Below are 26327 nucleotides of genomic sequence, written 5' to 3'. Positions count from 1 at the left end.
CCAGCAATGCCAATTACCAATCTGTCAGGACAGGCTGCCTTAACGTCACGGGTTGAGTTGCGGACGCCTTCCCGATGAAGCTGGGCGAAAAAAGGGACACTTGAATGACAACTGCGCTGTTTCTGGTCGCTGCTGCCTGCGCGTTGGCCTATCTGCCTTTGGCGCCTCGCCCGGCCAGCACACTTAGGTCGGTGCTGAAAACCGCCTCGGTCGCCTGCCTTGCCGTCATCGCCCTGCTGTCTGAGGCGCCACTCCTTTTGATCGCCGCACTGAGCCTCTGCGCCATCGGAGACGCGCTGTTGTCGCGCGAAACCGACGCAACGTTCATGGCAGGGATCGGTGCCTTTGCAGCCGGACACCTGGCCTATATCGCACTGTTTCTGTCGCATCCCAGCAGCGATACCAGCCTGATTTTAACTCACCCCGGCCTATTCTGGTCCCTGATCCTGCTGGGTATCGTCGCGGCAACTCTTCTGGCCCCACGTGCCGGGGATCTCAAACTACCAGTTCTGGGCTATATCCCGATCATTCTGGGCATGGGCGTCACCGTTTTGGCCCTGCCCGACACCGGCGCTTTGCGTTGGGCCCTGCCCGCAGCGATGGCCTTCATCGCCTCGGACCTGATCCTTGCGACCGAGAAATTCCTGCTGCCCGCCCATCACCCGGCCCTGCGGATGACGCCTTATCTGGTCTGGCCGCTATACTGGGGCGCACAGGCCGGTCTGTTGATCGCCTTTCTCTGACCCTTTGCAACTGCCGCAAATCCGCATTAGGTGAAAGGAACACCTGCGGAGACCAAAAATGGCGTTTTTCTCAAAGCTCAAGGACAAGCTGTTCAAATCCTCGTCCCGCCTCGAACAGGGGCTCGATGCCATCGTCGAAGATGGCGGAGAGGAAACAACAGCGCCACAGCCTGCCCCTGCCGAGCCTGAGCCACTCCCCGAACCCGTCGCCGCACCACCGGAACCAGAGCCAGAACCCGAGACCACGCCGCAGCCGGTCGAGGTTGCGCAACCCACGCCCATGCCAGCTGCGCCAGAAGACACCACGCCTTCCAAAGGCGTTCTGGGCCGCCTATTTTTCCGATCCGACAATAAAACCGTCATCCGCCGAACCCTGGACGACGACATGCTGGAACAGCTCGAAGAGCTGCTGATCGCCTCGGATATGGGCGTCGATACCGCCCTGCGCGTCACCTCGAACATGGCCGAGGGGCGCTTTGGTCGCAAACTATCAACGCTAGAAATCAAACAGCTTCTGGCGCAAGAAGTCGCCCGCGTGATGGAACCCGTAGCCAAACCCATGCCACTTTACCCCAAACGCCCGCAAGTGGTGCTGGTGGTGGGCGTCAACGGCTCGGGCAAAACCACCACCATCGGCAAGCTGGCTAGCCAGTTCAAAGCCGCGGGCAAAAAAGTCGTCATCGCGGCGGGTGACACCTTCCGCGCCGCTGCAGTGGAACAATTGCAAGTCTGGGGCGACCGCGCAGGCGTCCCCGTCCTGACCGCGCCCGAAGGCTCTGACCCGGCCAGCCTCGCCTTCGACGCGCTGACCAAAGCGCAGAACGAAGGTGCCGACCTTCTGATGATCGACACCGCTGGCCGATTGCAAAACCGCGCCGACCTGATGGAGGAACTGGCAAAAATTGTCCGCGTCATTCGCAAGGTCGACGACAGCGCCCCTCACAACACCCTGCTGGTACTGGACGCCACCACCGGCCAGAACGCCCTCAGCCAGGTCGAAACCTTCAGGAAATTGGCTGATGTATCCGGTCTGGTGATGACCAAGCTCGACGGCACCGCCAAAGGCGGGGTTCTGGTGGCGCTGGCGGATAAATTCGGTCTGCCCATCCACGCCATTGGCGTCGGAGAGCAAATCGACGACCTCGCCCCGTTCGACCCCGAAGAATTCGCCGCCGCCCTCACCGGCCTGCAAAGCTGATCCGCCGCTTCATCTGGCCAAAAATATCCTCGGGGGGCGTGGGGGGCAGACAGCCCCCCACTTCTCCGCCAAAACAAAGACCGAAATTTGAGCGACTGGCTGATCTCCCTTGAAGGCACCGAAGCGGGCCACAGGCTCGCCCTGGCGCTTGCGCTGTCAGCCGCTTTCCTGCACGCAGCCTTTGGCGCGCTGCAAAAAGGACGCCACGATCCCTGGATGTCGCGCGGGGTGATTGACGCCTGCTATTGCCTTATGGCGGCCCCGTTTGCCCTCTTCGTCGTGCCTTGGCCCGAACCCTTTATGTGGCCCATATTCGCAGTCGTCTGGCTGATCCACATCCTCTACAAAATCCTTCAGGCCCTGGCCTACACCAAAGGCTCATACACAGTGGTTTACCCGGTCGTGCGCGGTACCGGTCCGCTGTTCACCGTGATTGGCGCTTACCTGTTGTTTGACGAAACCTTCACCGGCACCCAATGGCTCGGTGTGGCTGTCCTGCTTTGCGGGATTTTCGGACTGGCCGCCTATAACTTCCGGTTTCTCGAAACCAACCGCGAAACGCTGGGCATCGCCTTGGCGCTGGCCATCGCGACCGGTTTGTTCGTCGCGCTATACACGACCTATGACGCCTATGGCATCCGCGCCACCGCCGACCCGTTCACCTTCCTCGCCTGGTTCTTCATGATCGACGGCGCCACGCTACCCTTCTATGCCTTCCTCAGATGGCGCGCGATGATCCACCGCCCCGCGCTTGGCCCTTTGATGCTGCGCGGGCTGGCTGGCGGTATCATTGCACCTCTGTCTTTCGGTTCGATCATGCTCGCCACCCGTCTGGATAAAGTCGGCGAAGCAGCTGTCCTTCGTGAAACCTCAACCGTCTTCGCAGCGCTTATTGGCTGGCTGGTTTTGAAAGAAACCGTTGGCCCCAGACGCATCGCACTGATGGCATTGATTGCACTCGGCGCCGTAATAGTTGAAATGGGCGGGTAAACAGCAGGAAACCGACATGACAGGCAAGAATGCGATCAACCCGTTTCTGAAACAGGTGCTGGAGCTTGGCCCGCCGCTGGCTTTCTTCTTCATCTATTTGCGCCTGCGCGACGACAGTTTCCAATTCGCAGGAACGGAATATTCCGGCTTTATCGTCGCAACGATCATCTTCGTCCCACTTATGCTGGGCGCAATGGGGATATTGTGGTTCCTGACCGGCAAACTCAGCCGGATGCAGATCTTCACCGCTTTCATGGTGATCTTCTTCGGCGGCCTGACCGCATGGTTCAATGACGAGCGGTTCTTCAAAATGAAAACCACCCTGGTCTATGGCTTTTTCGCCCTGATCCTCGGCATTGGTCTGCTGCAAAAGAAATCCTACCTCGCCTATGTTTTGGACGAGATGCTGCCCATGCGCCACGAAGGTTGGATGATTCTGACACGCCGGCTGTGTGCCTGTTTCGCAGTGCTGGCCGTCGCCAATGAATTCGTCTGGCGCACCATGTCGACCGATCTGTGGGTCAAAATCGAAACCTTTGGTTTTCCGATCGCACTAATGGTTTTTCTCATGCTCCAGTTCAGCATGTTGCAGACCTATATGGACGATCCTGACCAGCAATAGGCCGTAGATTCCGTAAAACTACATAAAATCCTTGGCTAATCGCCGTTGCTGTGGAAAGTTGTGACACCACTCACACCTGCCAGCCGGAGCACCACTTCCAAATGACGGCTTTTCCCAATACCGGTTTTTTGGCCGAAGCATCCGACCGTCTGCGTGCGATGCTGTCGGCCCAGGCCACCGAAATCACGCTTGATGAAGGCGAGACATTGTTTGAACAGGGCGATGAGGGCGACGCGCTCTACGCCATTCTCGCCGGTACGCTCGAAGTGTCCTTTCTGGCGATGAGCGGTCGCAAACTGTCGCTGACCCTGATGAAACCCGGCGAAGTTTTTGGTGAGATTGCGCTGTTCGACAGCGGTCCGCGTACAGCGACCATTGCCGCCGCCGAGCCTTCTCGCGTATTGCGGGTGCGGCGTACAGATGTGATGGACCAAATCCGACAACACCCGGATTTGGCAGTTGATATGATCCGTCTGGCCGGTCTCAGGATGCGCTGGATGGGCTCGCAGTTGAACGAACAGGTGTTCCTGCCCATGCCGATCCGTCTGGCCCGCAAGCTGTTGCACCTGACCGACCTGCAAGAGGACCCCTCAAGCCGCCTGTCCCTGTCACAAAGCGAACTGGCCGAGTTTGTTGGCGCCACGCGCGAGGCCGTGTCGAAAACCATCTCGACCTGGAAGCGCGACAAGGTGGTCGAGGCATCGCGGGGCGGGTTGATGATCCACGACTTTGACGCGCTTCGAGAACTGGCGGATTCCGATCTTATCTGATCCGCTGTGACCTGCTTCACATACCTGTGTAGCCGTTAAGACTATCTTCATAACTGTTACCGTAGGAGGTCAGAGAATCATCCCCGATATCTGTCCACTGACCTCTCCCTGTATCAGAGTCGCACGCCTTCCCCGGTGTGCGGCTCTTCTCATTTCCGGTGTATGAAAAAAAAGGCCGGGGTGCAGACCCCGGCCATTCTTGCAATCTGAAAGGCAGGTTATTCGCCCAGGCTAAGTGCTACAAAACGTGGATCGCCACCACGCCGTACCAGCAGCAGCAGCGACTTGCGGCCCGCTTCGCGTGCTTCGTCCATGCGCGTCTCAAGATCCTGAATCGACGCGACCTTCTGCTGACCGGCTTCGGTGATCAGATCACCCGCCCGAAGGCCCTTGGCATAAGCTTCCGAGGCTTCATCCACATTTGTTACAACCAGTCCCTCAGCGTCAGCATCCAATTCCAGATCGGTGCGCAGCGTCTCAGTCAACGGTGAGATCGTCAGACCCAGAATATCCGCGTCTTCCTCGACCGGAGCTTCCTCTGCAGGTTCTTCTTCACTCCCACCGGAACGCTCGGCATCCTCACGGCGGCCCAATGTCACCAGAACGGTCTGCGTGCCGCCATCACGGTGCACAACTACGCGGACAGATTTGCCCACCGTAGTTTCACCGACCTGCCGCACCAGACCGCGCGTGTCTTCAACCTCAACACCATCAAAGCTGAGAATCACATCGCCCGCCAGCAGGCCAGCCTCTTTGGCTGGGCCGTCCGGCACATCGCTGATCAACGCACCGCCGGGCTTTTCCAGACCCATGGCTTCGGCCATATCCTCGGTCACGTCCTGAATGCGTACACCCAGCCAACCACGGCGGGTCTCACCAAACTCGCGCAGTTGATCCACGACCTTGATCACCACATTCGACGCCATCGAGAAACCAATCCCGATTGAGCCACCATTGGGCGACAGAATCGCGGTGTTCACACCAATGACCTCTCCATCCATATTGAACAGCGGCCCACCCGAGTTGCCCCGGTTGATCGCTGCATCGGTCTGGATGTAGTCGTCGTAGGACCCGCTCAGCGCACGATTGCGGGCCGAGACGATCCCGGCTGAAACCGAAAAGCCCTGACCCAGCGGGTTGCCCATCGCAATCACCCAATCGCCCACACGTGCCACATCACTATCGCCGAACTGCACATATTGCAGTGGCCCCGAGGCCTCGACCTTAAGCAGTGCGATATCGGTTTTCTCATCAGTGCCGATGACCTTTGCAGGCAGCTCTTTCTTGGGTTGACCGTCGCCGGGGAAAAATTCAACAAGGATTTCATCGGCTTCGGCAATCACGTGATTGTTCGTGACGATGAAACCATCCTCGGAAATCACAAAACCCGAACCCAGCGCGTTACTGCGGCGCGGGCGGTTGTCGTCATCACCCTCTCGATCCTGAAACTCCCGAAAGAAATCTTCAAACGGAGAGCCCTCGGGCACAATGCCTTGCGGCCCGGATTGCCCTTCGATCAAGGTTGAAGTGGTGATGTTCACCACCGCCGGGCTGATCTTTTCAGCCAGAGGCGCAAGGCTTTCCCCGCGCGCCTGCGCGGCGACGGTTTGGGCCAGAACCAGAACCATCCCGGCAATGGCCAACCACATCAGCCGCATGAAACCAACAACCTCGTCCCGCCGGACGGAAATACTGCGCGCTTGTGCCTGCACTTGGGAACTCCTTGTCGTCAATACACGGTGGATCGCCCGCAGGCGGTCCTTCTTGACAACCAATGTAGTCGGTTTGGCCAAGCCCGCAACTGAGGATCGCGGGGAAATCACCGGCAAGTGAAAAGGCTGTATTAAAACCCGACCTGATACGCGGCCCAAAGCAGCACCAGACCCGAGACCACGCACAGCAATCCGGCCAGCCGCCGCGCCTGTTCGGGCAGGCTGCGCAACGCTTCCAACATGCGTTCAATAAGCGAAGGGGCCAGCGCATAGGCCAGCCCCTCGACAATCAACACCAGCCCAAAGGCCAGAAGGATCATTCCCATTACTGGGTTGCCTGCCCTGTGGGCGACTTAAGGTAGTTGAAGAACTCGGAATCCGGGCTCAGCACCATCGAGCTGTTGCCACCGCCCAGCGCGCGTTCATAGGCCGACAGCGACCGGTAGAATTCGAAGAATTCCGGGTCTTTGCCGAAGGCTTCGGCGAAGATCGCGTTGCGTTCGGCGTCAGCCTCACCGCGGATGATCTCGGCCTCACGGTTGGCGTCCGACACCAGTTCAACCACGGTCCGGTCGGCCTGTGCGCGCACACGCTGAGCGGCCTCGTTACCACGGGCACGTTCGTCGGTCGCTTCACGTTCCCGCTCGGCCTTCATCCGATCGAAGGTTGCGTTCAGGTTTGCCTGCGGCAGATCCGTCGCCTTCAGGCGTACGTCGATCACGTTCACACCTAGCGCCCGCGCTTCGGCAATCGCGCTGTTGCGGATGCGCAGCATCAACGCTGCACGGTCGGAGCTCAGGATGTCACGGGACGAGACCGACCCCAGCACTTCCCGCGTTTCAGCGCGGAGGATACGGTCCAGACGATCCTCTGCCACCGGAATGCCGCCGACACCGACCGCCTGACGGAACTGCTCCAGATCCGAAATCCGGTAGCGCGCGAACGCATCGACCACCAAACGGCGATCGTCCAGAGGCGTCACTTCAAGCGGTTGCACGTCGATCGACAAGATACGGTCGTCATAGCGCACAACTTCCTGAATCAGCGGAATTTTAAAGGCCAAACCGGGTTCTTCCTTGACGGAAACCACGCGTCCGAATTGCAGGACCAACGCCCGTTCACGTTCATCCACGATGAAAATAGAGGACAGGATGCCCACTACCAACAAGACAACTGCACCTAGAATAATTGGTGATTTACGCATCAGTTGCTCTCCTGCCCAGAATTGCGGCGCAGTTCATTTAGCGGCAGGTACGGCACAACGCCCTGCCCCGAACCGGTCGAGTTTTCGTCCAGAATGATCTTGTCCACGTCACCCAAAACCTGCTCCATCCGTTCCAGATAGAGGCGCTTCCGGGTTACGTCGGGTGCTTTGGAATACTCTTCCAGAACCGCACTAAAGCGGCTGGCCTCACCCATGGCGCTGTTGATCTGCTGGGCGCGATAGGCTTCAGCCTCCTCCAGCACCTGCGCGGCTTCACCGCGCGCTTCCGCCAACACGCGGTTGGCATAAGCGTCCGCCACATTTTGCAGACGGTCACGTTCCTGCGCCGCGGCCTGAACGTCGCGGAAGGCGGCGATCACGTCCTGCGGCGGGTCGGCCTTGTCGAAGTTCACACGGATGATGTTTACGCCGGAATCATAGCTGTCCATTGTCGATTGGATCAGCTCTTGCAGGCGTTCTGCGATCACACCACGATCCCTGTTTAGGATCGGTGCCAGCTCACTTTGTGCGATAATCTCACGCATAGCCGATTCAGACACCGCACGGATCGTTTGACGCGCATCGCGCAAATTGAACAGGAACTTGGCAGGGTCGCTGATGTTCCAGACGACCTGATAGTCGATATCGACCACGTTTTCGTCCCCGGTCAGCATCAATCCATCGTCGCTGCCGCGTGCTCCACCCATGTCTTCCGTCTGTTCCCGAGTGACCGGGATAACCTCGGCGGTGACAAACGGCCAAGGGGCAAAGTTCAGGCCGGGATTTCCAACCGATGAAAACTCGCCCAGAAACAGTTCAACCGACTGTTCTTCGGGTTTAACAGTGTAAAAGCTGGCCGCGCCCCACAGCACAGCACCAACGACGAGACCGATAAGCACGGTCCCCTTCGTGAACAGCGGACCACCGCCGCCGCCCTTGCCGTTGCCTCCACGACCCGAACCTCCGCGTCCACCCATCAGCACACGCAGCTGTTCCTGACCCTTTTTCACCAGATCGTCGATCTCGGGGATCTGCGGACCATCGCCTTCGGGCGGGCGTTGCCCGTTCCCGTTGTTACCCCGATTTCCTCCGCCGCCCGAGGAGCCTCCGCCCCCCCAGGGGCCACCGCTGTTGCCCGCCATATGTATCTTTTCCCTTGTGTTGGACCGTGTGATCACGGGTTCCCTTGTAACTTGTGTGCGCGTGGTTGCAAATCAAGCAGTGCGCACAGGTTGACGCATTGTCACCAGTTCTTCGGCCATGACCGGGTGAACGGCGACCGTGCGGTCAAAATCTTCCTTGGTTGCGCCCATCTTTACGGCAATACCCGCCAGCTGGATCATCTCACCCGCGCCCGGAGCGACGATGTGACAGCCCAGCACCTTGCGCGTCGCCTGAGACACGATCAGCTTCATCATCACCTTGTCGGTCCCACCCGCAAACGCCTTTTGCATCGGTTTGAACGAGGTTGCATAAATCTCGACCGGTTCCTGTGCTGCCGCTTCTTCTTCGCTCAGGCCAACGGTGCCCATTTCGGGCTGGGTGAAGATCGCGGTCGGGATCAGTTCGTGATCCACGGGCGTCGGGTTGCCCTTGAACACAGTTTCCACAAAGGCCATGCCCTCGCGGATCGCAACCGGGGTCAGGTTTACACGATCAGTCACATCCCCGATGGCATAGATCGAGGGCACGCCGGTCTGGCTGTATTCATCCACGATGATCTCACCCTTGCGGCCACGTTCGACACCAACAGCCTCAAGCCCTAGATTGTCGGCATTGGGCGCGCGACCGGTGGCGTACATGACCACGTCGAACTGATCCTCGGTCCCGTCGGTGGCTTTGACGCGGATCTTGTCGCCATCCTTGGCCATTTCAACCACATTGGTACCCAGGCGCACGTCGATCCCGTTTGCGCGCATTTCGTTGCAGATCAAATCGCGGGCCTCTTGGTCAAAGCCGCGAAGGATTTGTTCACCGCGATAGAATTGCGTGGTCTTGACGCCCAGCCCATTCATGATCCCTGCAAATTCGCTGGCGATATAGCCGCCGCCCACGATCAGGATGTTTTCGGGCAGTTTCGGCAGGTGGAAAATCTCGTTTGAAGTGACGGCGAGGTCTGATCCCGGAAACTCAGGCACAACCGGGCGACCGCCGGTGGCGATCAGGATATGCTTGGCGGTCTTGCGGGTGCCATCGGCCAGTTCAACCGTATGCGCATCCACCACGGTGGCCCGCTGGTCAAAGCTTTCCACGCCGTTGTTCTTCAGGATGTTGCGATAGATGCCTTCCAGCCGATCCAGTTCTGTTACCAGCTTGCCGTGGAACGTATTCCAGTCGAACGCGCCGGGCTGGATATCCCAACCATAAGCCTGCGCGTCACCCACCATGCCCGAGAACTCACTGGCGAAAACCATCAGCTTTTTGGGCACACAGCCCCGGATAACGCAGGTTCCGCCATAGCGATCTTCCTCGGCCAGCGCCACCTTGGCCCCGTTTTCACCCGCCGCGACACGCGCGGCGCGGACTCCACCAGAGCCTCCGCCGATGACGAAAAGATCATAGTCAAAGCTCATCCCGAGTTCCTTTTTGTCAGGCCAAATTTCGTTGCTTATCTGGGGTCGATTGCTAAACTGCCAACCCTTGATGGGCCGAATTTTGCGAAGAAATCATTCGGATCAGTCCGCAATGTCCAAAAACAGGTTCTCATCGCTGTCGGCAGGTTGCTCTGTTTCGGTCGTGCCCTCATTGATATCCCTGATCTCGACCCTGCCATCGCCATGGCCAATCACCACCTTGTCGCAGATGTCGATGAACAACCCGTTTTCGACCACGCCGGGCACCTGATTCAGCACCAAAGCCAGCTGCCGGGCATTTCCGATACGGTGCAGATGCAGGTCAAGCACATGGTTGCCTTCATCCGTGACGAAGGGCACGTCCCCATCCATCCGCAAAGCAGTCGAAGTCCCCAGAACGTCCATCGTATCCAGAACCTCTTCGACCAGAGTGCGCGTGGTCTGCCAGCCAAAAGGAATGACCTCGAGCGGCAGGGGGAAAGCGCCAAGGGTCTCAACCTCTTTCCCGGCATCGGCGATGACCACCATCTGATCGCTGGCCGTCGCGACGATCTTTTCCTGCAAATGCGCGCCGCCGCCGCCCTTGATCAGGTTCATCTCCTGATCGAACTCATCCGCGCCGTCGATGGTCATGTCCAACCACCCCGCCTGATCCAAAGACACGACCTCGATCCCGACCTCACGCGCAAGCTGCGCAGTCCGGGTCGAGGTGGGAACGCCCTTGATCTTCAGGCCTTCCTCCTGCACCCGTTCGCCCAAACGGCGCACCATCCAGGCGGCGGTGGACCCGGTCCCCAGCCCCACGCGCATACCGTCCTGCACCAGATCGGCGGCCCGACGCGCGGCCACGTATTTTGCCCGGTCGATCGGTGACATTTCTGCGGTCATGGCGGTATCCCCCTGTCTTACTGAGGCAACGTATACGGAATGCCCGCGCCAACTGCGAGGGCGAATTGCAGAACCGCGCAGGCCAACACGTCGCGAAACTACGCGTTTCCGATTGGAAACGTCGCAATCGGGGCTTTAGGAAAATGATGTAAGGTATAGATAGATTTCATGACCGCGCCCTATCGCCTGCACTATGCCCCCGACAACGCCTCGCTGGTGATCCGGCTGGCACTGTCCGAGATGGGCCTGCCGTTCGAGACCGTGCTGGTGGATCGCGCCCGCAACGCGCAGGACAGCGCGGGTTATCGCGCGTTGAACCCGCACGGGCTGATCCCGGTGCTGGAAACGCCGCAGGGCCCGATTTTCGAAACAGCCGCCATTCTGCTGTGGCTGTCGGACACCCATGGGCAGCTGGCCCCCGCTGCCACCGATCCCGAGCGGGCCGCGTTTCTGAAATGGATGTTCTTTGCTTCGAACACGCTGCACGCAGATCTGCGCATTTTATTCTATGCCGAGAAATATATCGACGCGGCACAGGCCGACGCCCTGCGCGCAGGTATCCGCCCGCGCCTGCGGCATCACCTGAAATTGCTGGATGCGCTGGCCCAAAGCACTCCGAACTGGCTGCATCCTGACAGCCCGTCGGTTTTGACCTATTATTTGGCCTGCCAGATGCGCTGGATGGCGCTCTATCCTGCCAAGGCGGATCGCAGTTGGTATCAACTGGCTGATTCACCCCATTTGCAACGCATCGTGATGCAGTTGGAAGCCCGTCCCGCAACCCGCGCCGCCATCGCGGCCGAGGGGTTGGGCGCCACGCCCTTCACCGCCCCGACTTATGCTAACCCTCCAGAAGGCTCTGCTACCTGATATGTTCCTGTCTGTCTTCGATATGTTCAAAGTGGGCATCGGCCCGTCCTCGTCGCACACTATGGGGCCGATGGTGGCCGCCGCGCGGTTTTTGGACCAGATGCGCGCCTCTCCGTTCGAATTTTCGGGGCTGCGCGGGTCTTTGCACGGATCGCTGGCGTTCACCGGAGTCGGCCATGCCACCGACCGCGCCACCATTTTGGGCCTCGCCGGTTTCGTGCCCGACACCTATGACAATGAAAAGGCCGAGGCCGCGCTGGCCGCGATCAACGAAACGCATAGCGTCACGCCCGAGGGGCTGCCGACGCTGGAGTTCAATCCGAAGACTGATCTGGTCTTTGACTATGAACACAACCTTCCCGGCCACGCCAACGGCATGATCCTGATGGCCACAGATGCACAGGGCGATGTGATCCTGCGACAAGTCTATTACTCGATCGGCGGCGGCTTTGTTTTGACCGAAGAGGAACTGGCCGAGGGCAAGGCGACCGACGAAGGCGACCCGGTGCCCTTCCCCTTCAAATCCGCAGTCGAGATGCTTGACATGGCCAAAGCCAGTGGCAAAAGCATCGCCGAAATGAAGCGCGCCAACGAGATCGCGCGCGGGTGCGCGGACAGTTTCGCCAAGGGCACCGCGCGCCTGTGGCAAGTGATGAACGACTGTATCGAGCGTGGTCTGAACACCGATGGCATCCTGCCTGGTGGCCTGCATGTGCGCCGCCGCGCCAAGGGCATCCATGACGCGCTGCAAGCCGAGCGGGGCATGAACCTGAACGCCCCGCATACGATCAACGACTGGATGAGCGTCTACGCCATGGCCGTGAACGAGGAAAACGCCGCTGGGGGTCAGGTCGTCACCGCCCCAACCAATGGCGCGGCGGGCGTGCTGCCTGCGGTGCTGCGTTATTACCTGGACCACGTGCCGGGTGCCTCTGAAAGCCGCATTGAGGATTTCCTGCTGACTGCCGCCGCTATTGGCGGGTTGGTCAAGTTCAACGCCTCAATCTCGGGGGCCGAGGCCGGATGTCAGGCCGAGGTCGGCAGCGCTTCAGCCATGGCCGCCGCAGGTTTGTGCGCGGTGATGGGCGGTACGCCGGAACAGGTAGAAAACGCCGCTGAAATCGCGTTGGAGCATCACCTTGGCATGACCTGCGACCCGGTCGCCGGGCTGGTTCAGGTCCCCTGCATCGAACGCAATGGATTGGGGGCGATCAAGGCGGTTTCAGCCGCGTCTCTGGCGCTTCGCGGGGACGGGCATCATTTTGTCCCGCTTGACGCGGTGATCGAGACCATGCGCCAGACCGGGCACGACATGCACGAGAAGTACAAGGAAACCTCGCTGGGCGGTTTGGCCGTGAACGTCCCAAACTGCTGAGACTGTCGCTTTCATCGGCGGCGCAAACCCCGTAGCGTGCCGCCCATGACTCAGGATCGTCCTGTTCTTGGCATCATGTTGATGCTTGGCTTTTGCGTCCTCGCCCCGGCGGGCGATGCGATGGCCAAGCTGTTGGGCGAGACGACCCCAGTAGCCATGCTGGTCTTTGTGCGCTTCGCCGTGCAGGCGCTGGTGCTTGTGCCGCTGGTCGCCATGACAGGGCGGCTCTGGCGGATGTCCCGTCGCGTGTTTCGGCTGACCTTGCTACGTACAGTTCTGCACATCATCGGGATCAGCGCGATGTTCACCTCGCTGCAATATCTGCCGCTGGCAGACGCGGTGGCCATCGCGTTTGTCATGCCCTTCATCATGCTGCTACTCGGCAAATACGTTCTGGGGGAAGAGGTCGGCCTGCGCCGCCTGATCGCCTGTATCGTCGGGTTTATCGGTACGCTGTTGGTGATTCAGCCCAGCTTTGTGCAAGTCGGCGCCGCGGCTTTGTTGCCGCTGGTGGTTGCCGTGGTCTTTTCGCTGTTCATGCTGGTCACACGGCACATTGCGAAGGAGACGGACCCAATCGCCCTGCAAGCGGTCTCGGGCACCATGGCCGCAGGCCTTATGTTGCCGTTTCTTCTGATCGGAACCGCCGCAGGTGTATGGGAACTGTCGCTGATCGCACCCGCCTATGGCACCTATGTGCTTCTCTGGGCCATCGGTCTGTTGGGCACCGTGGCGCATCTGTTCATGACGTGGTCCCTGCGCTATGCGCCTTCGGCCACACTGGCCCCGATGCAATATCTGGAAATCCCCGTCGCCACATTGATTGGCTGGCTGATCTTCCACGACCTGCCCGACGGAATCGCAGCCATCGGGATCGCCATCACCATCGCCGCCGGACTTTTCGTCATTCTGCGAGAGCGGGCCAGCGCCCGGTCTGCCCCGACAGAAACGCCTGCATGACCTGATCCAACGCATCCCGAGGCACCATCACAAGCAGCCCCGGCCCTTCCATTTCCAGCGTCACCTCTGATACTACGCGGTTCGAGGTCCCGACCTGCCCATCCGGGGCCAGTTCCAACCCGTCAATCGGCCATTCCAGCCCCTGACTGCGCCCGGTTATGCGCCGCAAAGGAAACAATGACACGGTCTCCCCCACCGCCAAAGGCAATGTGATCCGGGGTGGTGCGTGAAACACCACTTCCTGCGCGCCCAATAAGATACAGGGGCGATCCTGATGCCGAACCAGAGCGTTAAGCACCGCCAGCTGATGATCCAGACGCGCACCCAGAAACCCGACACCCAGCGCCAGCGGCGTTTCCACATTGCGAAGAACCTTGTCGAAATCCGTGCTGTCCTGTTCACGTATGGGAAACAACCGATCCGCCGGAATCCGCGCCTTGTGATCCGGTGAAAGCGAATCAAAATCGCCAATCACCGCGTCGGGAATGACCCCTGCATCCAGCAGCGGTGCGGCCCCTCCATCAGCTGCAACGCAGGTTTCGGCGCGAATCAGCGCCAGCTCGATGTCCTTTGGGTTGATTTCTCCGCCGCCGACTAGCGTTATTGGCCCATCACAGCGTACAATTCCCGTGTTTTTTCTAAGATTGATCATTTTTCCCGGATTTGGACACATTGAAACCACAAAATGATAGGCTGATTGGCATAGTTCAGGGCCAATGGGTATGCCCATCGCCGGGCGGGTTGGCTCTCGTAGTTTGTAAAGGACGTGCGTCTGATGGTACAGAATAACAAGGTTTTGACCGTTTCATACGGAACCTTCTCATGCACTTTGGAAGGCTTTGACGATTCCTTCGAGACAATGAAGGCAATCGCAGAATATTTCCGCGACCTTGCCGCCGAGGATCGCTACTTTGGGTCAGAACCCCCGCAACCGGATGCCGAGATGTTGGCCCGCATCGCTCAGCGCGATGTCGCGCGGCGGGTGGAAGCCAGCCAGAATGACTCCGGCCTGCTGTTGCGTGCCACTGAACAACCCGCACCCGCCCCGATTGCCGCCGCACCCACGCCCGCCGCCGACCCTGAGCCTGTACCGACTCAACCCGATCCGGTGGCTGCCGAGGCGGACGAGATCGAAGACGCGTCCCCCCCTGCCGCCGACAGCATCGCCGCCAAACTGCAACGCATCCGCGCGGTCGTTTCCCATTCGGACGAAAACACCGTCATCTATTCCGAGGATGAAGAAACGACCTTGATGAAGGCGGCGGCCGGACCGTCGGACGCTGTGGCCGCAGCGTTCGAAGCTGGTTCGCTAAGCGCCGAGGATTTGGGCGAAGCGTCCGATACTGAACCGCAGGAATCCCCGGAAGAGGCCGTGGCCGCGATCGAAGAAGCCTTGGCCGAAGATGAGATTGTCGAAGATGCGCCTGAAGAAACTGAGCAGGTCTTCGACGATACCCTGAGCACCGAATTCGGTGAACCTGCAGAAGAAGTCCAAGCAGCCCCAACCGAAGTATCTGATGGTGAGCCGGAAGAAGAAATTCAGCTTGCCGCGATGGTTGAAGAGGCCGAGGAAGCAGCGCAAGAAGACCTGACACCCGAAGCCGATGCCATGGAAGAAAACGATCCCGTCAACCTGCTGCAGGAGGACGAGGAAGCCATGGATATGCCGGAGGACGACACCACCCAAGAGGAAGGGGTGTTGACTGCCGACGATGAAGAAGACCTGCTGAGCGAGATTTCGAATGTCGAGGCTTTTCTTGCCCGACGCGCGGCGGACTCTGCCTCGGATACCGGAAGCCTGGACCAGGACGTTTCGCGTCTTATGGACAAAGCCGATGTCCAGATGGAGGACCCGGCAACCACAGATCAGCGCGAGACATACTCGCACCTGCGCGCTGCAGTGGCCGCGACCGAAGCCGAGCGCAAGGACAAGCCAAAAGCCGAAGAAACATCTGATGACAGCGTCTATCGTGATCTGACCGCATCGGTCAGCCCACGCCGGCCGGACATTCAGGTCACCGGCACGCGCCCGCAATCAGATAAGATGGCCCCGCTGAAACTGGTCGCCGAGCAGCGTATCGACGCGGATGCCCCTGAGGCAGCCCCCGTCACGCCGCGCCGCGTGTCTTCATCTGAGGATGCTCAGGCGGGCGAAGAAGGCGGCTTTGCCCTTTTCGCACAAGAACAGGGCGCCCAGTCCTTGCCCGACCTTCTGGAAGCCGCCGCATCCTATCTGTCATTTATCGAAGGTCAGGAGCAGTTCTCGCGTCCGCAATTGATGAACAAAATCCGGTCGCTCCAACAGGCGGATTTCAACCGCGAGGAAAGCCTGCGCTCATTCGGTCAGTTGCTGCGCGACGGCAAAATCGAAAAAGCCGGTGGTGGCCGGTTTGCAGCCTCAACGGATATCGGCTTCCGCCCCGACGACGACGAACGCGCCGCGGGCTGACCGCCAAAAAAACTAAAACCAGAAGGGCCAGAGAAATTCCTCTGGCCCTTTTTTTTGAGCACTAAACTGAAAGTACCTAGCGTCCTGCTATGCTGCACCGCAGAATTATGCTAGGTTTGAACCACTACGCCAGGCACTTTTCCCTCGGTTCAAACAGAGGTCGCGCCATGTATGAACTTCCGATTCGCCGTCTGAGGCCCTATGACAGGCCCAAAATCGAAAGCCACTTCAAATCATTGGATAGTGACGCACTGACATCGCGTTTCGGCGCGCCCGTCAGCACAGAATTCGTTGAAGCTTATCTTTCCGGTATCTTTGATGATGCGGCGTTGATTTTTGGGGCTTTCCCGGATTCACGACTGCGCGGCGTAGGGGAACTTCGGGCTGTTCCGGACAGCCTGAACTACGTAGCAGAGGTCGCGCTAACTGTTGAAACTGGCTGGCAAGACAGGGGCATTGGAGACGGGTTGCTCTCCCGCCTCCTTACCGCTGCACGCAATCGCGGGATCAACGAAGTCCACATGCTGTGCCTTGCCACCAACCAAAAGATGCGTCGTCTGGCAGCCAAGCACAAAGCAGAATTGAAACTAATCACAGGCCAGATCGAAGCAACACTGGCGACGCCATGGCCTTCACCCTTTAGCCTGGCTGAAGAAATCTCCGGAGAATACCATGCATTCGCCCGTGCAATTCTCAGTTGGCCTCGAAGGTGAGGTCGGTATTGGCGGTCAATCCTGTGGGTTATCCGGGTCGTCCTTGCCAACACCCTTAAACACAAATTTGAACGGCAAAGCCCAGAGCACGCCCAGAACCACATAGACCAGAAGTTCTAACCAAATCGGCGGTCGATCGAGCCAGTTCACGACCGTTACAACCGCCACGATATAGGCCGGCAATCCCACCAACAGCAGAACCAGAGACCATCTGCGCCGCGCCTTATAGCTAAGGCCCGGCTTTTCTTCGCCGCTCATCAGTCAGCAAACGGGTCGGTCACCAAAATGGTGTCGTCCCGCTCCGGGCTGGTGGACAAAAGGGCCACAGGGCATTCGATCAGTTCCTCGACCCGGCGCACATACTTGATCGCATTGGCAGGCAAGTCCGCCCAGCTCCGCGCGCCTTCAGTGGATTCGCTCCAACCCGGCATGTCTTCGTAAATGGGCTTGCAACGCGCCTGCTGATCCGCAGCGGTGGGCAGGTAGTCCAGACGTTCACCGTCCAGATCGTACCCAACACAGATCTTCAAGGTCTCGAACCCGTCCAGAACGTCCAGTTTCGTAAGCGAGATGCCGTTCACACCACTGGTTGCACAGGTCTGACGCACCAGACAGGCATCAAACCAGCCACAGCGGCGCTTGCGCCCCGTGGTGGTACCGAATTCATGGCCCCGCTCGCCCAAGCGCTGACCGTCGGCATCATCCAGTTCGGTCGGGAACGGACCTTCGCCAACACGGGTCGTGTATGCTTTGACAATGCCCAGCACAAAATCGATCGATCCCGGCCCGATACCCACACCCGTTGCCGCCTGACCGGCAATCACGTTGGACGAGGTCACAAACGGATAGGTGCCGAAATCGATATCCAGCAAAGCCCCCTGTGCCCCTTCGAACAAAATGCGCTTACCGGCCTTGCGCTTTTCGTTCAGCACTTTCCAGATCGGTGCGGCGAAGGGCAGGATCTCCGCCGCGACGTTTTTCAACTGCGCAATCAGCGCGTCGCGGTCAACCGGCTCGATCCCCAAGCCCTTACGCAGCGGATCATGATGCTGCAACGCCCGGTCGACGCGCGCCTCGAGCGTTGCCTCATCGGCCAAGTCAGCAACACGAACGGATCGGCGCCCCACCTTGTCCTCATAAGCCGGGCCGATCCCACGACCAGTGGTCCCAATCTTGGTGCCCTTGCTTGCGGCTTCCTCACGTGCCCGATCGAGCTCGCCGTGAATAGGCAGGATCAAAGGTGTATTCTCGGCGATCATTAGTGTTTCAGGAGAGATATCGACACCCTGCGCGCGAATGGTCCCAATCTCCTTGAGCAGATGCCAAGGGTCCAACACAACACCATTACCGATCACGCTCAGCTTGCCTCCGCGGACTACGCCGGACGGCAACGCGTGCAGTTTGTAGACCTCGCCATCGATAACCAGTGTATGACCGGCGTTGTGTCCACCCTGAAAACGCGCGATCACATCTGCCCTCTCGCTAAGCCAGTCGACGATCTTGCCTTTACCTTCGTCGCCCCACTGGGCGCCGACAACAACCACATTGGCCATAACAGGTCCTTTTGCGCTGAGTAATCAAACTCGGCTCGTATAGCGATGTGTCAGCGACAGGGAAACCGATAATTCGCCGCAGCTTCGAACCGCGCTGCGCGCGGTGCCTCCGGCGGGGATATTTATAGCCAGATGAAGAGCCGGTCCCCTGCTTCATCTGGCCAGAAATATCCCGGGGGAGACGCCCGGAACGGGCGGCGGGGGCAGAGCCCCCTACCCGGTTGCCAATTTCACCGGATCACCATGCGGCGTATTCAGATATGCGTTTTCCCAAGCTCTAGACATCTTGCCGATATCCTGCGCGCTGGTTTCTCCGCTGTCTTCCAACAAAGTCTCCAGCGCTTCCAACCATGCATGGAAATAATCGTCGCCGCCGTCCAACTCTTTCGCAAGTCCTCTTCGTTTCAATGTTGCCGAAAACCGGGCAGCCCAGTCCGGCCATTCGAATCGGCCTGCTTCGTTTAATGCAACAGTCACTGCGAAGACTTGGGCGTGCCAGGGTTTGGCGAAAACCGGCTCGGGCGCAGTGTGTGTGATGCGTTCAGTCATGCGGGTTCCAAATAGCTTTGCCAGAGGTCCAGCACGACCTCGTCCTTTGGGTTTTCCGGGTTTGCCCAAAGCTCTGAAGCCGCAAATGCCACTGCATAGAGTGGTTCAGGAGCTTCCCCCAACCCATGCGCGTTGGAGTCAGGCAATACATGTGTCCCATGGAGGCGTAAAATCCGCCCTTGCGCACCGGCCGCGTAGATTGGCAGCCGAGTGTGCCCTCCATCCATCAGGCGGTTGGCAGATGGGTGCGCCGTGCGAACGGACTGTCCCGGTTGGAAACGAATGGCAATCTGGGACGGACGATCCGCAGGTCCGCCCTTGGCCAGGGCGGCGCTGACGTTCTCTGCTTTCAGGGCTCGCGACGCCAACGGATGGGGGGTGTCACCGTTCCCGCCTTTTAGGTCCTCCAACGTCAGGACACCCCGTTCAATCAAGAGGTCGGCCAAGCCCGAAATCCATTTCTCGTAGTAGGAAAACCGTGTGTAGTCCTTTGGTGACAGACGTTCGCGCGCATGGCGCGAGATGTCGATATTCCATTGCCCCAGGAAGCCAGCAGCCAAAGTTACGGCCAGAGCACGCCCATGCCATTCCTGCGGGAAAACTGGAGCATCTTCCGCCTCGGGGATAACTGAGCCATCCCCGAACCGCCCGCCCATATCGTGAACGCGGGTCATGAGGGCACCTTGGGAAGACCGGTGCCGATCATGCTGTCGCGGGTAACAAGGGCGGTTAGCTCGTCCTCGGACAGACTTTCTGTGCCTTCGGGACGCATCGGCAGAACCAGATACCGAATCTCAGCCGTTGAGTCCCAGACGCGAATGGCGGTGTCTTCGGGCAGAGACACGCCGAAATCAGCCAAAACTTTGCGTGGTTCACGCACGGCGCGGGCGCGGTAGGCATCGGATTTGTACCAGCCCGGCGGAATACCCAGCAGCGGCCACGGATAGCAACTGCACAGGGTACACACGACCATATTGTGCAGCTCGGGCGTGTTTTCAACGACCACGATATGTTCGCCCTGACGCCCGTAAAACCCCAGATCGGCGACAACTGGCGTTGCATCTTCCAGCAAGGCGCGCTTGAACTCGGGGTCCGCCCAGGCCTTGGCGACAACGCGCGCCCCGTTCTGAGGGCCGATCTTGTTCTGATAGGTGTCGATAATTTCATCCAAAGCCGCCGGGTCGATCAGACCCTTACGGGTCAGAATCGTCTCCAGCGCCTTGACTCGAAGCGCAGGTTCCGGCGGCAACAGCGCGTGCGGGTGGTCGTGATCGTCATGTGGCATGGCGGCAGGTTGCGTCACGATCCGCCATTCTGTCCAGTCCCTTTGACGTGATATCACACATCACCAGAGGTGATGGAAACTCGTGTCTTGCCCCCGGACCCAAACTTGCATAAGTACCACGCGATACACGCCACGCTGTACAGGACCACCATGGAAAACGTCGTTCTCATCATCCATCTTCTTTTGGCCTTGGGCCTGATCGCCGTCGTCCTGATGCAGCGGTCCGAAGGCGGTGGCCTTGGCATGGGTGGCGGCGGCGGTGGCGGTGCCATGACCGGACGCGCCGCTGCAACAGCGCTGAGCAAGGTGACATGGATTCTGGCGGCGTGCTTTATCGTCACCTCGATCACGCTGACGATCATTGCGGCGCAGAAATCCTCGGGCAGCTCGGTCATTGACCGTTTGGGCGTCCCTGCTCCGGCTTCGACCGAAGAAAGCGCACCGGCGGTTCCGTCGGCGGACGATCTGCTGCCGCCAGCGCAGGGCGACAACGCGCCGCTGATCCCGCAAGCGGATTAAGCCACAAAACTTAGGAATCTGACAGAGAACTGCAACAGCATCTTGCGGTTCTCTTGCGCTATGGGCGCGAATCCTTTATGTGTGAAGTCCCGTGATGCAACGGTTTTTCGTAAACCGTCGGGCAGCTGATTTTGACGTCTCACGGGAGCTAGCCGAACAACATGGCGCGTTTTATTTTCATCACCGGTGGTGTGGTTTCGTCCTTGGGCAAAGGGCTGGCTTCGGCGGCTTTGGGCGCTTTGTTGCAGGCGCGGGGCTACTCGGTTCGCCTGCGCAAGCTGGATCCCTATCTGAACGTTGACCCCGGCACGATGTCGCCATTTGAACATGGCGAAGTGTTCGTCACCGACGACGGGGCCGAGACCGATCTGGACCTTGGCCACTATGAACGTTTTACAGGTGTTGCTGCGCGCAAGACCGACTCGGTGAGCTCGGGTCGGATTTACTCTAACGTGCTCGAGAAAGAACGTCGCGGAGACTACCTGGGCAAGACCATTCAGGTGATCCCCCACGTCACCAACGAGATCAAAGATTTCATCGCCATTGGCGAGGACGAGGTTGATTTCATGCTGTGTGAAATCGGCGGCACCGTGGGCGATATTGAGGGCCTGCCCTTTTTCGAGGCCATCCGTCAGTTCAGTCAGGACAAGCCGCGTGGTCAGTGCATGTTTATGCACCTGACGCTGCTGCCCTACATCAAGGCGTCCGGCGAGCTGAAAACCAAGCCGACCCAGCACTCGGTCAAGGAACTGCGCTCCATCGGTCTGGCACCGGATATTCTTGTGTGCCGCTCGGAAGGCCCGATTCCGAAGAAAGAACGTGAGAAACTGGCCCTGTTCTGCAACGTTCGCCCAGACAGCGTGATCGCGGCGCAGGACCTCAGCACCATCTATGACGCCCCGCTGGCTTATCACCGCGAAGGTCTGGATCAGGCGGTTCTGGACGCGTTCCAGATCAGCCCGGCCCCCAAGCCAGATCTGGCGAAATGGGAAGACGTCAGCGACCGCATCCACAACGCCGAGGGCGAAGTGAAGGTGGCTATCGTCGGCAAATACACCCAATTGGAAGACGCCTATAAATCAATCGCCGAGGCGCTGACCCATGGCGGCATGGCGAACCGTGTCCGCGTAAAGGTCGAGTGGGTCGATGCCGAGGTCTTCGACACCGAAGACGCCGCCCCGCATCTAGAGGGCTTCCACGCAATCCTCGTCCCCGGCGGCTTTGGTGAGCGCGGCACCGAGGGCAAGATCAAGGCGGCCCAATATGCCCGCGAACATAAGGTGCCTTACCTGGGCATTTGTCTAGGCATGCAGATGGCTGTGATCGAGGCCGCCCGCAACGCAGCAGGCATCACCGAGGCCGGGTCCGAAGAATTCGACCATGAGGCCGGGAAAAAGCGTTTTGAACCCGTGGTGTACCATCTGAAAGAATGGGTACAGGGCAACCACAAGGTCGAACGCAAAGTTGGCGACGACAAGGGCGGCACCATGCGTCTGGGCGCTTATGATGCGGTTCTGGCGGATGGATCCAAGGTGGCCGAGGTTTATGGCGGCTCAAATATCGAAGAACGTCACCGTCACCGCTATGAGGTCGACATCAAATATCGGGATAAGTTAGAAAAAGCGGGCCTGAAATTCTCGGGCATGTCACCCGATGGCCGTCTGCCCGAGATTGTCGAATGGTCCGATCATCCATGGTTCATCGGGGTTCAATACCACCCCGAGCTCAAATCCAAACCGTTTGAGCCCCACCCTCTGTTCCGCGACTTCGTACGCGCTGCGAAAGAGACGTCGCGTCTGGTCTAAGTCACCTCAAAGTGAGGGGCGCTTTCGATTTTTCTATTCGAAACGCCCCTTTGCAGGGTTAACTGTCTTCAAATTTCAAGACAGGAGCCCTGCCATGACCGATCAAACCACCCGCGCCAAGACCTTTGCCGCCCTGCATCAAAAGGGCAATCCGGTGATCCTCTACAATATCTGGGACGCGGGCAGCGCCAAGGCCGTGCAGGATGCCGGGGCCAAAGCCTTGGCCACGGGCAGCGCACCAGTTGCGATGGCGCAGGGTTTCGGGGACGGTCAGAACATTCCCATGGATTATGTGTTGGACAACGCTCGGCGCATCATCGGTGCGGTGGACCTTCCAGTGACGCTGGATTTCGAAGGGGCTTATGCCACGGATGCGGCGGGCATTTCGGATAACGTACAGCGCGCGCTGGAGACCGGGGTCATCGGTTTCAATTTCGAAGATCAGATCATCGGCACCAAGGACCTGTTTGACATCGAAACGCAGGCGACCCGCGTGGCCGCGATGCGCGCGGGTTGTGATGCCGCCGGTATCCCCGCCTTTGTCAACGCGCGGACTGATATCTTCCTCAAGGCGCAGCCGGACACCCATGACGACGCGATGCTGAACGACGCCATCGCCCGCGCCAAAGCCTATTCCGATGCAGGTGCCAGCGGATTCTTTGCCCCCGGTTTAAAGGATGAAGCCATGATCGGTCGCCTGTGTGAGGCCACGGATCTGCCGGTGAACATCATTGCCCTGCCCGGCACTCCCGACACCGCAACTTTGGCCAAGCTGGGGGTTGCGCGGATCAGCTATGGCCCTGTGCCCTATCGCAAAATGGTGGCGTGGCTACAGGAACAGGCCGCAGCGGCCTTGGGCTGACGCCCCGCCACGCAGGGCGACGCCCGGCAAAGAAATGTCAATTTGAGGCTATGGCCTGTAGTCCGTGCTTGGCGGACTACAAAATATGGAATATCCTCACGCTATGTTGAAAAAGTTCTTTCAGGCCTTTCGCCCGCCCCAACACGATGCCCTGCCCGACCCCGATGCCGAATTGGCCCTTGGGGCTCTGATGGTGCGGGTCGCGCAAGCGGACCGGGACTATAAACTGGAAGAGATCAGCCTGATCGACCGCATTCTTGCGCGGCTCTATCAGCATAACGCGATCGAGGCCGCCAAGGTTCGCGCCACCTGCGAAAAGCTACACGCTGCTGCGCCAGAAACCGACACGTTCGGCAAACTGATCCGCGAAACCACAGATCTGCACGAACGCCTCGCCGCGCTTGACGCCTTGTGGGAAGTCGTGTTGGCCGACGGAAAGTCAGATGAGGGAGAGATGAAAATCGTGGAAGAGGCCCGTATTTCGATGGGGCTCAGCTATAATGACAGCCAGACAGCCCGCGAACGGGTGCAAAGGCGCTTGGAAGAGGCTTAGGCCCAATCTATATCTGACCCATGTTCAGTGATTTCTTGTCCCGGCTCACGCAGCCCCAGCCCGACCCACTTGTCGATGATGATGCCCGCCTTGCCCTAACGGCGCTGCTGGTGCGCATCGCGCGGTCTGACAATGACTATGCCGACAGCGAAATGGCGCGAATCGACCGAATTTCCGCCGAACGCTATGGCCTGTCCCCGTTCGAGGCGGCCGGTCTGCGCGCCCGCGCCGAAGATCTTGAGTCCGAGGCCCCCGATACCGTGCGCTTTACCCGCGCCATCAAAGAAGCCGTGGCCTATGACGATCGTCTGGCCGTCGTACAGGCGCTCTGGTCTGTAGCGCTGGCTGATGGGCACCGCACCGGCGAGGAGGACTCGCTGCTACGACTTGTGGTTAGCTTGCTTGGCGTCAGCGATGTGGATTCTGCGCTGGCCAGACAAAAGGCCGCCAAGTCGTGATTGCGATGCTGGGCATGTACGACATGCCCGGCCTGCGGCCTGCCCACGACCGCTTTTGGACCCTGATCCGAGACAATCTGGGCTATGGACCTGTCGAACTGACCCGCGATGTCGACGCATGGGAGGTTTGGCAAAGCCCTGACCTGTTGTTCGCGCAGACCTGCGGAATGCCCTATCGCACCCATTTGCAAGATCAGGTGCAACTGGTAGGAACACCGGATCATGGGCTTTCGGGATGCCCACCGGGCCACTATCGTTCGGTTTTTGTGGCGCGAACTCAGGACCCGCGCGACTTGACCGAGCTATCACGTGGTGTTTTTGCCTATAATGAGCCGCTTTCTCAGTCTGGATGGACCGGACCTTTGGTACACCTGGAGGCTTTGGGCCTACGCCCGATGTCTGCTTTGGAAACAGGCGCACATGCCAACTCAGCGCGCGCTGTTGCCGACGGTCTGGCCGATTTCGCAGCGCTGGATGCGCTAACCTGGTTGATGCTGAAGGAACACACCAAGCTGGGAACCGCATTGCGGGATGTCGAGGCAACAGCTCCCACTCCGGCGCTGCCTTATATCACATCGGGCACTCAAGATGCGGCCGCCATAACTCAAGCTGTTCGGCGTGCGATCAACGCCTTATCCCCGCGCGACCGCAATGCATTGCACCTTTTGGATCTGATAGAGATACCGGCCCGCGACTATCTAGCCATCCCCAACCCTTCGCAGGATGCTGCCAAGCTGCTCAATCCCTGATCGATTCGACCAGAACGTCTGGTCAATTTGACGGTTTCGGACCTCATATATGTCATTTGCGCATTGCATTAGGCTGATTTTTAAGCCCTAGTACCGCACCAACACCAATAACACTCAGGTCGCCCGTGACAGATTCCACTCCGGTCATCGAGATCAAGAACCTACACAAAAGCTTCGGCAATCTTGAGGTGCTGAAAGGGGTGGATATTACGGCCAGACGCGGCGATGTCGTATCGCTGATCGGCTCATCCGGGTCCGGAAAATCTACACTACTGCGCTGCTGCAACCTGTTGGAAGACAGCCAACAGGGCGAAATCCTGTTCAAGGGAGAACCGGTTCAGTGGAGCGGTTCGGGCCACAACCGCCGCCCCGCCGACCCCAAACAGGTCCTGCGCATCCGCACCAATCTGTCGATGGTGTTCCAACAATTCAACTTGTGGTCCCATATGACCATCTTGCAAAACGTGATGGAGGCCCCCGTCACCGTTTTGGGCCGCGACAAGGCCGAAGTTGAGGACAGCGCCCGAAAATACCTGGAAAAAGTGGGCATTGGCGACAAATGTGATGTCTACCCGGCGCAGCTTTCGGGCGGGCAGCAGCAACGCGCCGCCATTGCACGCGGGCTTTGCATGGAGCCCGAGGCCCTGCTGTTTGACGAGCCCACCTCGGCGCTGGACCCCGAACTGGAACAGGAAGTGATTAAGGTGATCAAGGATCTGGCTGCCGAAGGCCGCACCATGATCATCGTGACCCACGACATGAAGATGGCTGCTGATATCTCTAGCCATGTCGTCTTTCTGCATCAGGGCCTCATCGAAGAAGAAGGCCTGCCGGAAGATATCTTCACCACCCCTGAATCCGAACGGCTTCAGGGCTTTCTATCCGCCACTATGGCGGCATAAATTCAGGACAGAACTAAACTGGGGA

At 59.2% G+C, this 26327-nt stretch carries 29 protein-coding genes; 17 read left to right on the top strand and 12 right to left on the bottom strand.

From position 1 onward, the window contains the following. The first annotated feature begins 104 nt into the window (after positions 1 to 104). The 5 genes from AC2FJ6_RS08005 to AC2FJ6_RS07985 all read left to right on the top strand — a co-directional run bounded on the left by AC2FJ6_RS08005 (position 105) and on the right by AC2FJ6_RS07985 (position 4323). Positions 105 to 743: a lysoplasmalogenase family protein gene (locus AC2FJ6_RS08005; RefSeq protein WP_496668768.1), complete on the top strand. Its 639-nt coding sequence runs from the start codon at positions 105 to 107 to the stop codon at positions 741 to 743. Positions 744 to 801: 58 nt separating this feature from the next. Then, entirely contained in the window at positions 802 to 1941 is a 1140-nt protein-coding gene (gene ftsY, locus AC2FJ6_RS08000) for a signal recognition particle-docking protein FtsY (RefSeq protein WP_170769386.1), read from the top strand. An 87-nt stretch (positions 1942 to 2028) separates the two neighbouring features. Then, positions 2029 to 2931, top strand: coding sequence for an EamA family transporter (locus AC2FJ6_RS07995; RefSeq protein ID WP_170769385.1), 903 nt, complete (start codon positions 2029 to 2031; stop codon positions 2929 to 2931). Positions 2932 to 2947: 16 nt separating this feature from the next. After that, on the top strand, positions 2948 to 3553 hold the full coding sequence (locus AC2FJ6_RS07990) for an inner membrane-spanning protein YciB (protein ID WP_496668765.1): 606 nt from the start codon (positions 2948 to 2950) through the stop codon (positions 3551 to 3553). A gap of 101 nt (positions 3554 to 3654) precedes the next feature. After that, positions 3655 to 4323, top strand: a complete 669-nt coding sequence (locus AC2FJ6_RS07985) for a Crp/Fnr family transcriptional regulator (RefSeq protein WP_170769383.1) — start codon at positions 3655 to 3657, stop codon at positions 4321 to 4323. A gap of 218 nt (positions 4324 to 4541) precedes the next feature. On the opposite strand, the gene AC2FJ6_RS07980 is transcribed toward AC2FJ6_RS07985, so the two are convergent. The 6 genes from AC2FJ6_RS07980 to rpiA all read right to left on the bottom strand — a co-directional run bounded on the left by AC2FJ6_RS07980 (position 4542) and on the right by rpiA (position 10700). After that, positions 4542 to 5981 carry a Do family serine endopeptidase gene (locus AC2FJ6_RS07980; protein WP_170769838.1) on the bottom strand — a complete coding sequence of 480 codons (1440 nt, stop codon included), beginning with the start codon at positions 5979 to 5981 and terminating at the stop codon, positions 4542 to 4544. Positions 5982 to 6166: 185 nt separating this feature from the next. Further along, entirely contained in the window at positions 6167 to 6361 is a 195-nt protein-coding gene (locus AC2FJ6_RS07975) for a DUF2065 domain-containing protein (protein ID WP_170769382.1), read from the bottom strand. Continuing rightward, positions 6361 to 7239 carry a protease modulator HflC gene (gene hflC, locus AC2FJ6_RS07970; protein WP_170769381.1) on the bottom strand — a complete coding sequence of 293 codons (879 nt, stop codon included), beginning with the start codon at positions 7237 to 7239 and terminating at the stop codon, positions 6361 to 6363. The genes AC2FJ6_RS07975 and hflC overlap by 1 nt, the downstream gene beginning before the upstream one ends. Continuing rightward, positions 7239 to 8381 carry an FtsH protease activity modulator HflK gene (hflK, locus tag AC2FJ6_RS07965; protein ID WP_170769380.1) on the bottom strand — a complete coding sequence of 381 codons (1143 nt, stop codon included), beginning with the start codon at positions 8379 to 8381 and terminating at the stop codon, positions 7239 to 7241. Before hflK ends, hflC begins: the two co-directional genes overlap by 1 nt. A gap of 72 nt (positions 8382 to 8453) precedes the next feature. Further along, complete coding sequence (gene gor / locus AC2FJ6_RS07960) at positions 8454 to 9812, bottom strand: glutathione-disulfide reductase (RefSeq protein WP_170769379.1); 1359 nt, start codon at positions 9810 to 9812, stop codon at positions 8454 to 8456. 102 nt (positions 9813 to 9914) lie between these two features. After that, positions 9915 to 10700 (bottom strand): ribose-5-phosphate isomerase RpiA, encoded by a 786-nt coding sequence (gene rpiA, locus AC2FJ6_RS07955; RefSeq protein WP_170769378.1) that lies wholly within the window; start codon positions 10698 to 10700, stop codon positions 9915 to 9917. A gap of 168 nt (positions 10701 to 10868) precedes the next feature. Between rpiA and AC2FJ6_RS07950 the strand changes: the two genes are divergently transcribed. The 3 genes from AC2FJ6_RS07950 to AC2FJ6_RS07940 are packed head-to-tail and all read left to right on the top strand — an operon-like array spanning position 10869 to position 13905. Next, complete coding sequence (locus AC2FJ6_RS07950) at positions 10869 to 11570, top strand: glutathione S-transferase family protein (RefSeq protein ID WP_170769377.1); 702 nt, start codon at positions 10869 to 10871, stop codon at positions 11568 to 11570. A gap of 1 nt (position 11571) precedes the next feature. Next, on the top strand, positions 11572 to 12945 hold the full coding sequence (locus tag AC2FJ6_RS07945) for an L-serine ammonia-lyase (RefSeq protein WP_170769376.1): 1374 nt from the start codon (positions 11572 to 11574) through the stop codon (positions 12943 to 12945). Between the two features lie 45 nt (positions 12946 to 12990). Continuing rightward, positions 12991 to 13905 carry a DMT family transporter gene (locus tag AC2FJ6_RS07940; RefSeq protein WP_170769375.1) on the top strand — a complete coding sequence of 305 codons (915 nt, stop codon included), beginning with the start codon at positions 12991 to 12993 and terminating at the stop codon, positions 13903 to 13905. On the opposite strand, the gene AC2FJ6_RS07935 is transcribed toward AC2FJ6_RS07940, so the two are convergent. Further along, positions 13850 to 14557: a thiamine diphosphokinase gene (locus AC2FJ6_RS07935; RefSeq protein ID WP_170769374.1), complete on the bottom strand. Its 708-nt coding sequence runs from the start codon at positions 14555 to 14557 to the stop codon at positions 13850 to 13852. The genes AC2FJ6_RS07940 and AC2FJ6_RS07935 overlap by 56 nt on opposite strands. 123 nt (positions 14558 to 14680) lie before the next feature. Between AC2FJ6_RS07935 and AC2FJ6_RS07930 the strand changes: the two genes are divergently transcribed. Both AC2FJ6_RS07930 and AC2FJ6_RS07925 read left to right on the top strand, forming a co-directional pair. Beyond that, entirely contained in the window at positions 14681 to 16354 is a 1674-nt protein-coding gene (locus AC2FJ6_RS07930) for a hypothetical protein (RefSeq protein ID WP_496668763.1), read from the top strand. Between the two features lie 167 nt (positions 16355 to 16521). Further along, complete coding sequence (locus AC2FJ6_RS07925; protein ID WP_170769372.1) at positions 16522 to 17067, top strand: GNAT family N-acetyltransferase; 546 nt, start codon at positions 16522 to 16524, stop codon at positions 17065 to 17067. A 15-nt stretch (positions 17068 to 17082) separates the two neighbouring features. Here AC2FJ6_RS07925 and AC2FJ6_RS07920 read toward each other — a convergent pair whose 3' ends face one another. The 5 genes from AC2FJ6_RS07920 to nthA form a co-directional block, all read right to left on the bottom strand. Continuing rightward, positions 17083 to 17325, bottom strand: coding sequence for a DUF2842 domain-containing protein (locus tag AC2FJ6_RS07920; protein WP_170769371.1), 243 nt, complete (start codon positions 17323 to 17325; stop codon positions 17083 to 17085). Beyond that, on the bottom strand, positions 17325 to 18620 hold the full coding sequence (locus AC2FJ6_RS07915) for an adenylosuccinate synthase (RefSeq protein ID WP_170769370.1): 1296 nt from the start codon (positions 18618 to 18620) through the stop codon (positions 17325 to 17327). Before AC2FJ6_RS07915 ends, AC2FJ6_RS07920 begins: the two co-directional genes overlap by 1 nt. 213 nt (positions 18621 to 18833) lie before the next feature. Continuing rightward, entirely contained in the window at positions 18834 to 19169 is a 336-nt protein-coding gene (locus AC2FJ6_RS07910; protein ID WP_170769369.1) for a nitrile hydratase accessory protein, read from the bottom strand. Then, on the bottom strand, positions 19166 to 19843 hold the full coding sequence (gene nthB / locus AC2FJ6_RS07905; RefSeq protein ID WP_170769368.1) for a nitrile hydratase subunit beta: 678 nt from the start codon (positions 19841 to 19843) through the stop codon (positions 19166 to 19168). The genes AC2FJ6_RS07910 and nthB overlap by 4 nt, the downstream gene beginning before the upstream one ends. Next, positions 19840 to 20454 carry a nitrile hydratase subunit alpha gene (gene nthA / locus AC2FJ6_RS07900; RefSeq protein WP_170769837.1) on the bottom strand — a complete coding sequence of 205 codons (615 nt, stop codon included), beginning with the start codon at positions 20452 to 20454 and terminating at the stop codon, positions 19840 to 19842. Before nthA ends, nthB begins: the two co-directional genes overlap by 4 nt. Positions 20455 to 20604: 150 nt before the next feature. On the opposite strand from nthA, the gene secG reads away from it, so the two are divergent. The 7 genes from secG to AC2FJ6_RS07865 all read left to right on the top strand — a co-directional run bounded on the left by secG (position 20605) and on the right by AC2FJ6_RS07865 (position 26302). After that, positions 20605 to 20973, top strand: a complete 369-nt coding sequence (secG, locus tag AC2FJ6_RS07895; protein WP_170769367.1) for a preprotein translocase subunit SecG — start codon at positions 20605 to 20607, stop codon at positions 20971 to 20973. Between the two features lie 161 nt (positions 20974 to 21134). After that, complete coding sequence (gene pyrG / locus AC2FJ6_RS07890; RefSeq protein WP_170769366.1) at positions 21135 to 22778, top strand: CTP synthase; 1644 nt, start codon at positions 21135 to 21137, stop codon at positions 22776 to 22778. 94 nt (positions 22779 to 22872) lie between these two features. After that, positions 22873 to 23640, top strand: a complete 768-nt coding sequence (locus tag AC2FJ6_RS07885; protein ID WP_170769365.1) for an isocitrate lyase/PEP mutase family protein — start codon at positions 22873 to 22875, stop codon at positions 23638 to 23640. 103 nt (positions 23641 to 23743) lie between these two features. Next, complete coding sequence (locus AC2FJ6_RS07880; protein ID WP_170769836.1) at positions 23744 to 24193, top strand: tellurite resistance TerB family protein; 450 nt, start codon at positions 23744 to 23746, stop codon at positions 24191 to 24193. 20 nt (positions 24194 to 24213) lie between these two features. Next, positions 24214 to 24651 carry a tellurite resistance TerB family protein gene (locus tag AC2FJ6_RS07875; RefSeq protein ID WP_170769364.1) on the top strand — a complete coding sequence of 146 codons (438 nt, stop codon included), beginning with the start codon at positions 24214 to 24216 and terminating at the stop codon, positions 24649 to 24651. 5 nt (positions 24652 to 24656) lie between these two features. Next, positions 24657 to 25400: a phosphate/phosphite/phosphonate ABC transporter substrate-binding protein gene (locus tag AC2FJ6_RS07870; RefSeq protein ID WP_174819334.1), complete on the top strand. Its 744-nt coding sequence runs from the start codon at positions 24657 to 24659 to the stop codon at positions 25398 to 25400. 125 nt (positions 25401 to 25525) lie between these two features. After that, a complete protein-coding gene (locus tag AC2FJ6_RS07865; RefSeq protein WP_170769362.1) occupies positions 25526 to 26302 on the top strand; it encodes an ABC transporter ATP-binding protein in 777 nt (258 codons plus the stop codon). The last annotated feature ends 25 nt before the right edge of the window (positions 26303 to 26327 follow it).

Source organism: Ruegeria sp. CDSA089, from assembly GCF_059612205.1.
Note: the sequence above shows the minus strand (reverse complement) of the source record. Positions and strands in the feature narration are given on the sequence as shown.

What these genes read in the sequence shown, in the direction of transcription:
- AC2FJ6_RS08005 (WP_496668768.1), top strand. Translation starts at nt 105, where the DNA reads ATGACAACTGCGCTGTTTCTGGTCGCTGCTGCCTGCGCGTTGGCCTAT.
- ftsY (WP_170769386.1), top strand. Translation starts at nt 802, where the DNA reads ATGGCGTTTTTCTCAAAGCTCAAGGACAAGCTGTTCAAATCCTCGTCC.
- AC2FJ6_RS07990 (WP_496668765.1), top strand. Translation starts at nt 2,948, where the DNA reads ATGACAGGCAAGAATGCGATCAACCCGTTTCTGAAACAGGTGCTGGAG.
- AC2FJ6_RS07985 (WP_170769383.1), top strand. Translation starts at nt 3,655, where the DNA reads ATGACGGCTTTTCCCAATACCGGTTTTTTGGCCGAAGCATCCGACCGT.
- AC2FJ6_RS07980 (WP_170769838.1), bottom strand. Translation starts at nt 5,981, where the DNA reads ATGCGGCTGATGTGGTTGGCCATTGCCGGGATGGTTCTGGTTCTGGCC.
- AC2FJ6_RS07975 (WP_170769382.1), bottom strand. Translation starts at nt 6,361, where the DNA reads ATGGGAATGATCCTTCTGGCCTTTGGGCTGGTGTTGATTGTCGAGGGG.
- hflC (WP_170769381.1), bottom strand. Translation starts at nt 7,239, where the DNA reads ATGCGTAAATCACCAATTATTCTAGGTGCAGTTGTCTTGTTGGTAGTG.
- hflK (WP_170769380.1), bottom strand. Translation starts at nt 8,381, where the DNA reads ATGGCGGGCAACAGCGGTGGCCCCTGGGGGGGCGGAGGCTCCTCGGGC.
- gor (WP_170769379.1), bottom strand. Translation starts at nt 9,812, where the DNA reads ATGAGCTTTGACTATGATCTTTTCGTCATCGGCGGAGGCTCTGGTGGA.
- rpiA (WP_170769378.1), bottom strand. Translation starts at nt 10,700, where the DNA reads ATGACCGCAGAAATGTCACCGATCGACCGGGCAAAATACGTGGCCGCG.
- AC2FJ6_RS07950 (WP_170769377.1), top strand. Translation starts at nt 10,869, where the DNA reads ATGACCGCGCCCTATCGCCTGCACTATGCCCCCGACAACGCCTCGCTG.
- AC2FJ6_RS07945 (WP_170769376.1), top strand. Translation starts at nt 11,572, where the DNA reads ATGTTCCTGTCTGTCTTCGATATGTTCAAAGTGGGCATCGGCCCGTCC.
- AC2FJ6_RS07940 (WP_170769375.1), top strand. Translation starts at nt 12,991, where the DNA reads ATGACTCAGGATCGTCCTGTTCTTGGCATCATGTTGATGCTTGGCTTT.
- AC2FJ6_RS07935 (WP_170769374.1), bottom strand. Translation starts at nt 14,557, where the DNA reads ATGATCAATCTTAGAAAAAACACGGGAATTGTACGCTGTGATGGGCCA.
- AC2FJ6_RS07930 (WP_496668763.1), top strand. Translation starts at nt 14,681, where the DNA reads ATGGTACAGAATAACAAGGTTTTGACCGTTTCATACGGAACCTTCTCA.
- AC2FJ6_RS07925 (WP_170769372.1), top strand. Translation starts at nt 16,522, where the DNA reads ATGTATGAACTTCCGATTCGCCGTCTGAGGCCCTATGACAGGCCCAAA.
- AC2FJ6_RS07920 (WP_170769371.1), bottom strand. Translation starts at nt 17,325, where the DNA reads ATGAGCGGCGAAGAAAAGCCGGGCCTTAGCTATAAGGCGCGGCGCAGA.
- AC2FJ6_RS07915 (WP_170769370.1), bottom strand. Translation starts at nt 18,620, where the DNA reads ATGGCCAATGTGGTTGTTGTCGGCGCCCAGTGGGGCGACGAAGGTAAA.
- AC2FJ6_RS07910 (WP_170769369.1), bottom strand. Translation starts at nt 19,169, where the DNA reads ATGACTGAACGCATCACACACACTGCGCCCGAGCCGGTTTTCGCCAAA.
- nthB (WP_170769368.1), bottom strand. Translation starts at nt 19,843, where the DNA reads ATGACCCGCGTTCACGATATGGGCGGGCGGTTCGGGGATGGCTCAGTT.
- nthA (WP_170769837.1), bottom strand. Translation starts at nt 20,454, where the DNA reads ATGCCACATGACGATCACGACCACCCGCACGCGCTGTTGCCGCCGGAA.
- secG (WP_170769367.1), top strand. Translation starts at nt 20,605, where the DNA reads ATGGAAAACGTCGTTCTCATCATCCATCTTCTTTTGGCCTTGGGCCTG.
- pyrG (WP_170769366.1), top strand. Translation starts at nt 21,135, where the DNA reads ATGGCGCGTTTTATTTTCATCACCGGTGGTGTGGTTTCGTCCTTGGGC.
- AC2FJ6_RS07885 (WP_170769365.1), top strand. Translation starts at nt 22,873, where the DNA reads ATGACCGATCAAACCACCCGCGCCAAGACCTTTGCCGCCCTGCATCAA.
- AC2FJ6_RS07880 (WP_170769836.1), top strand. Translation starts at nt 23,744, where the DNA reads ATGTTGAAAAAGTTCTTTCAGGCCTTTCGCCCGCCCCAACACGATGCC.
- AC2FJ6_RS07875 (WP_170769364.1), top strand. Translation starts at nt 24,214, where the DNA reads ATGTTCAGTGATTTCTTGTCCCGGCTCACGCAGCCCCAGCCCGACCCA.
- AC2FJ6_RS07870 (WP_174819334.1), top strand. Translation starts at nt 24,657, where the DNA reads ATGCTGGGCATGTACGACATGCCCGGCCTGCGGCCTGCCCACGACCGC.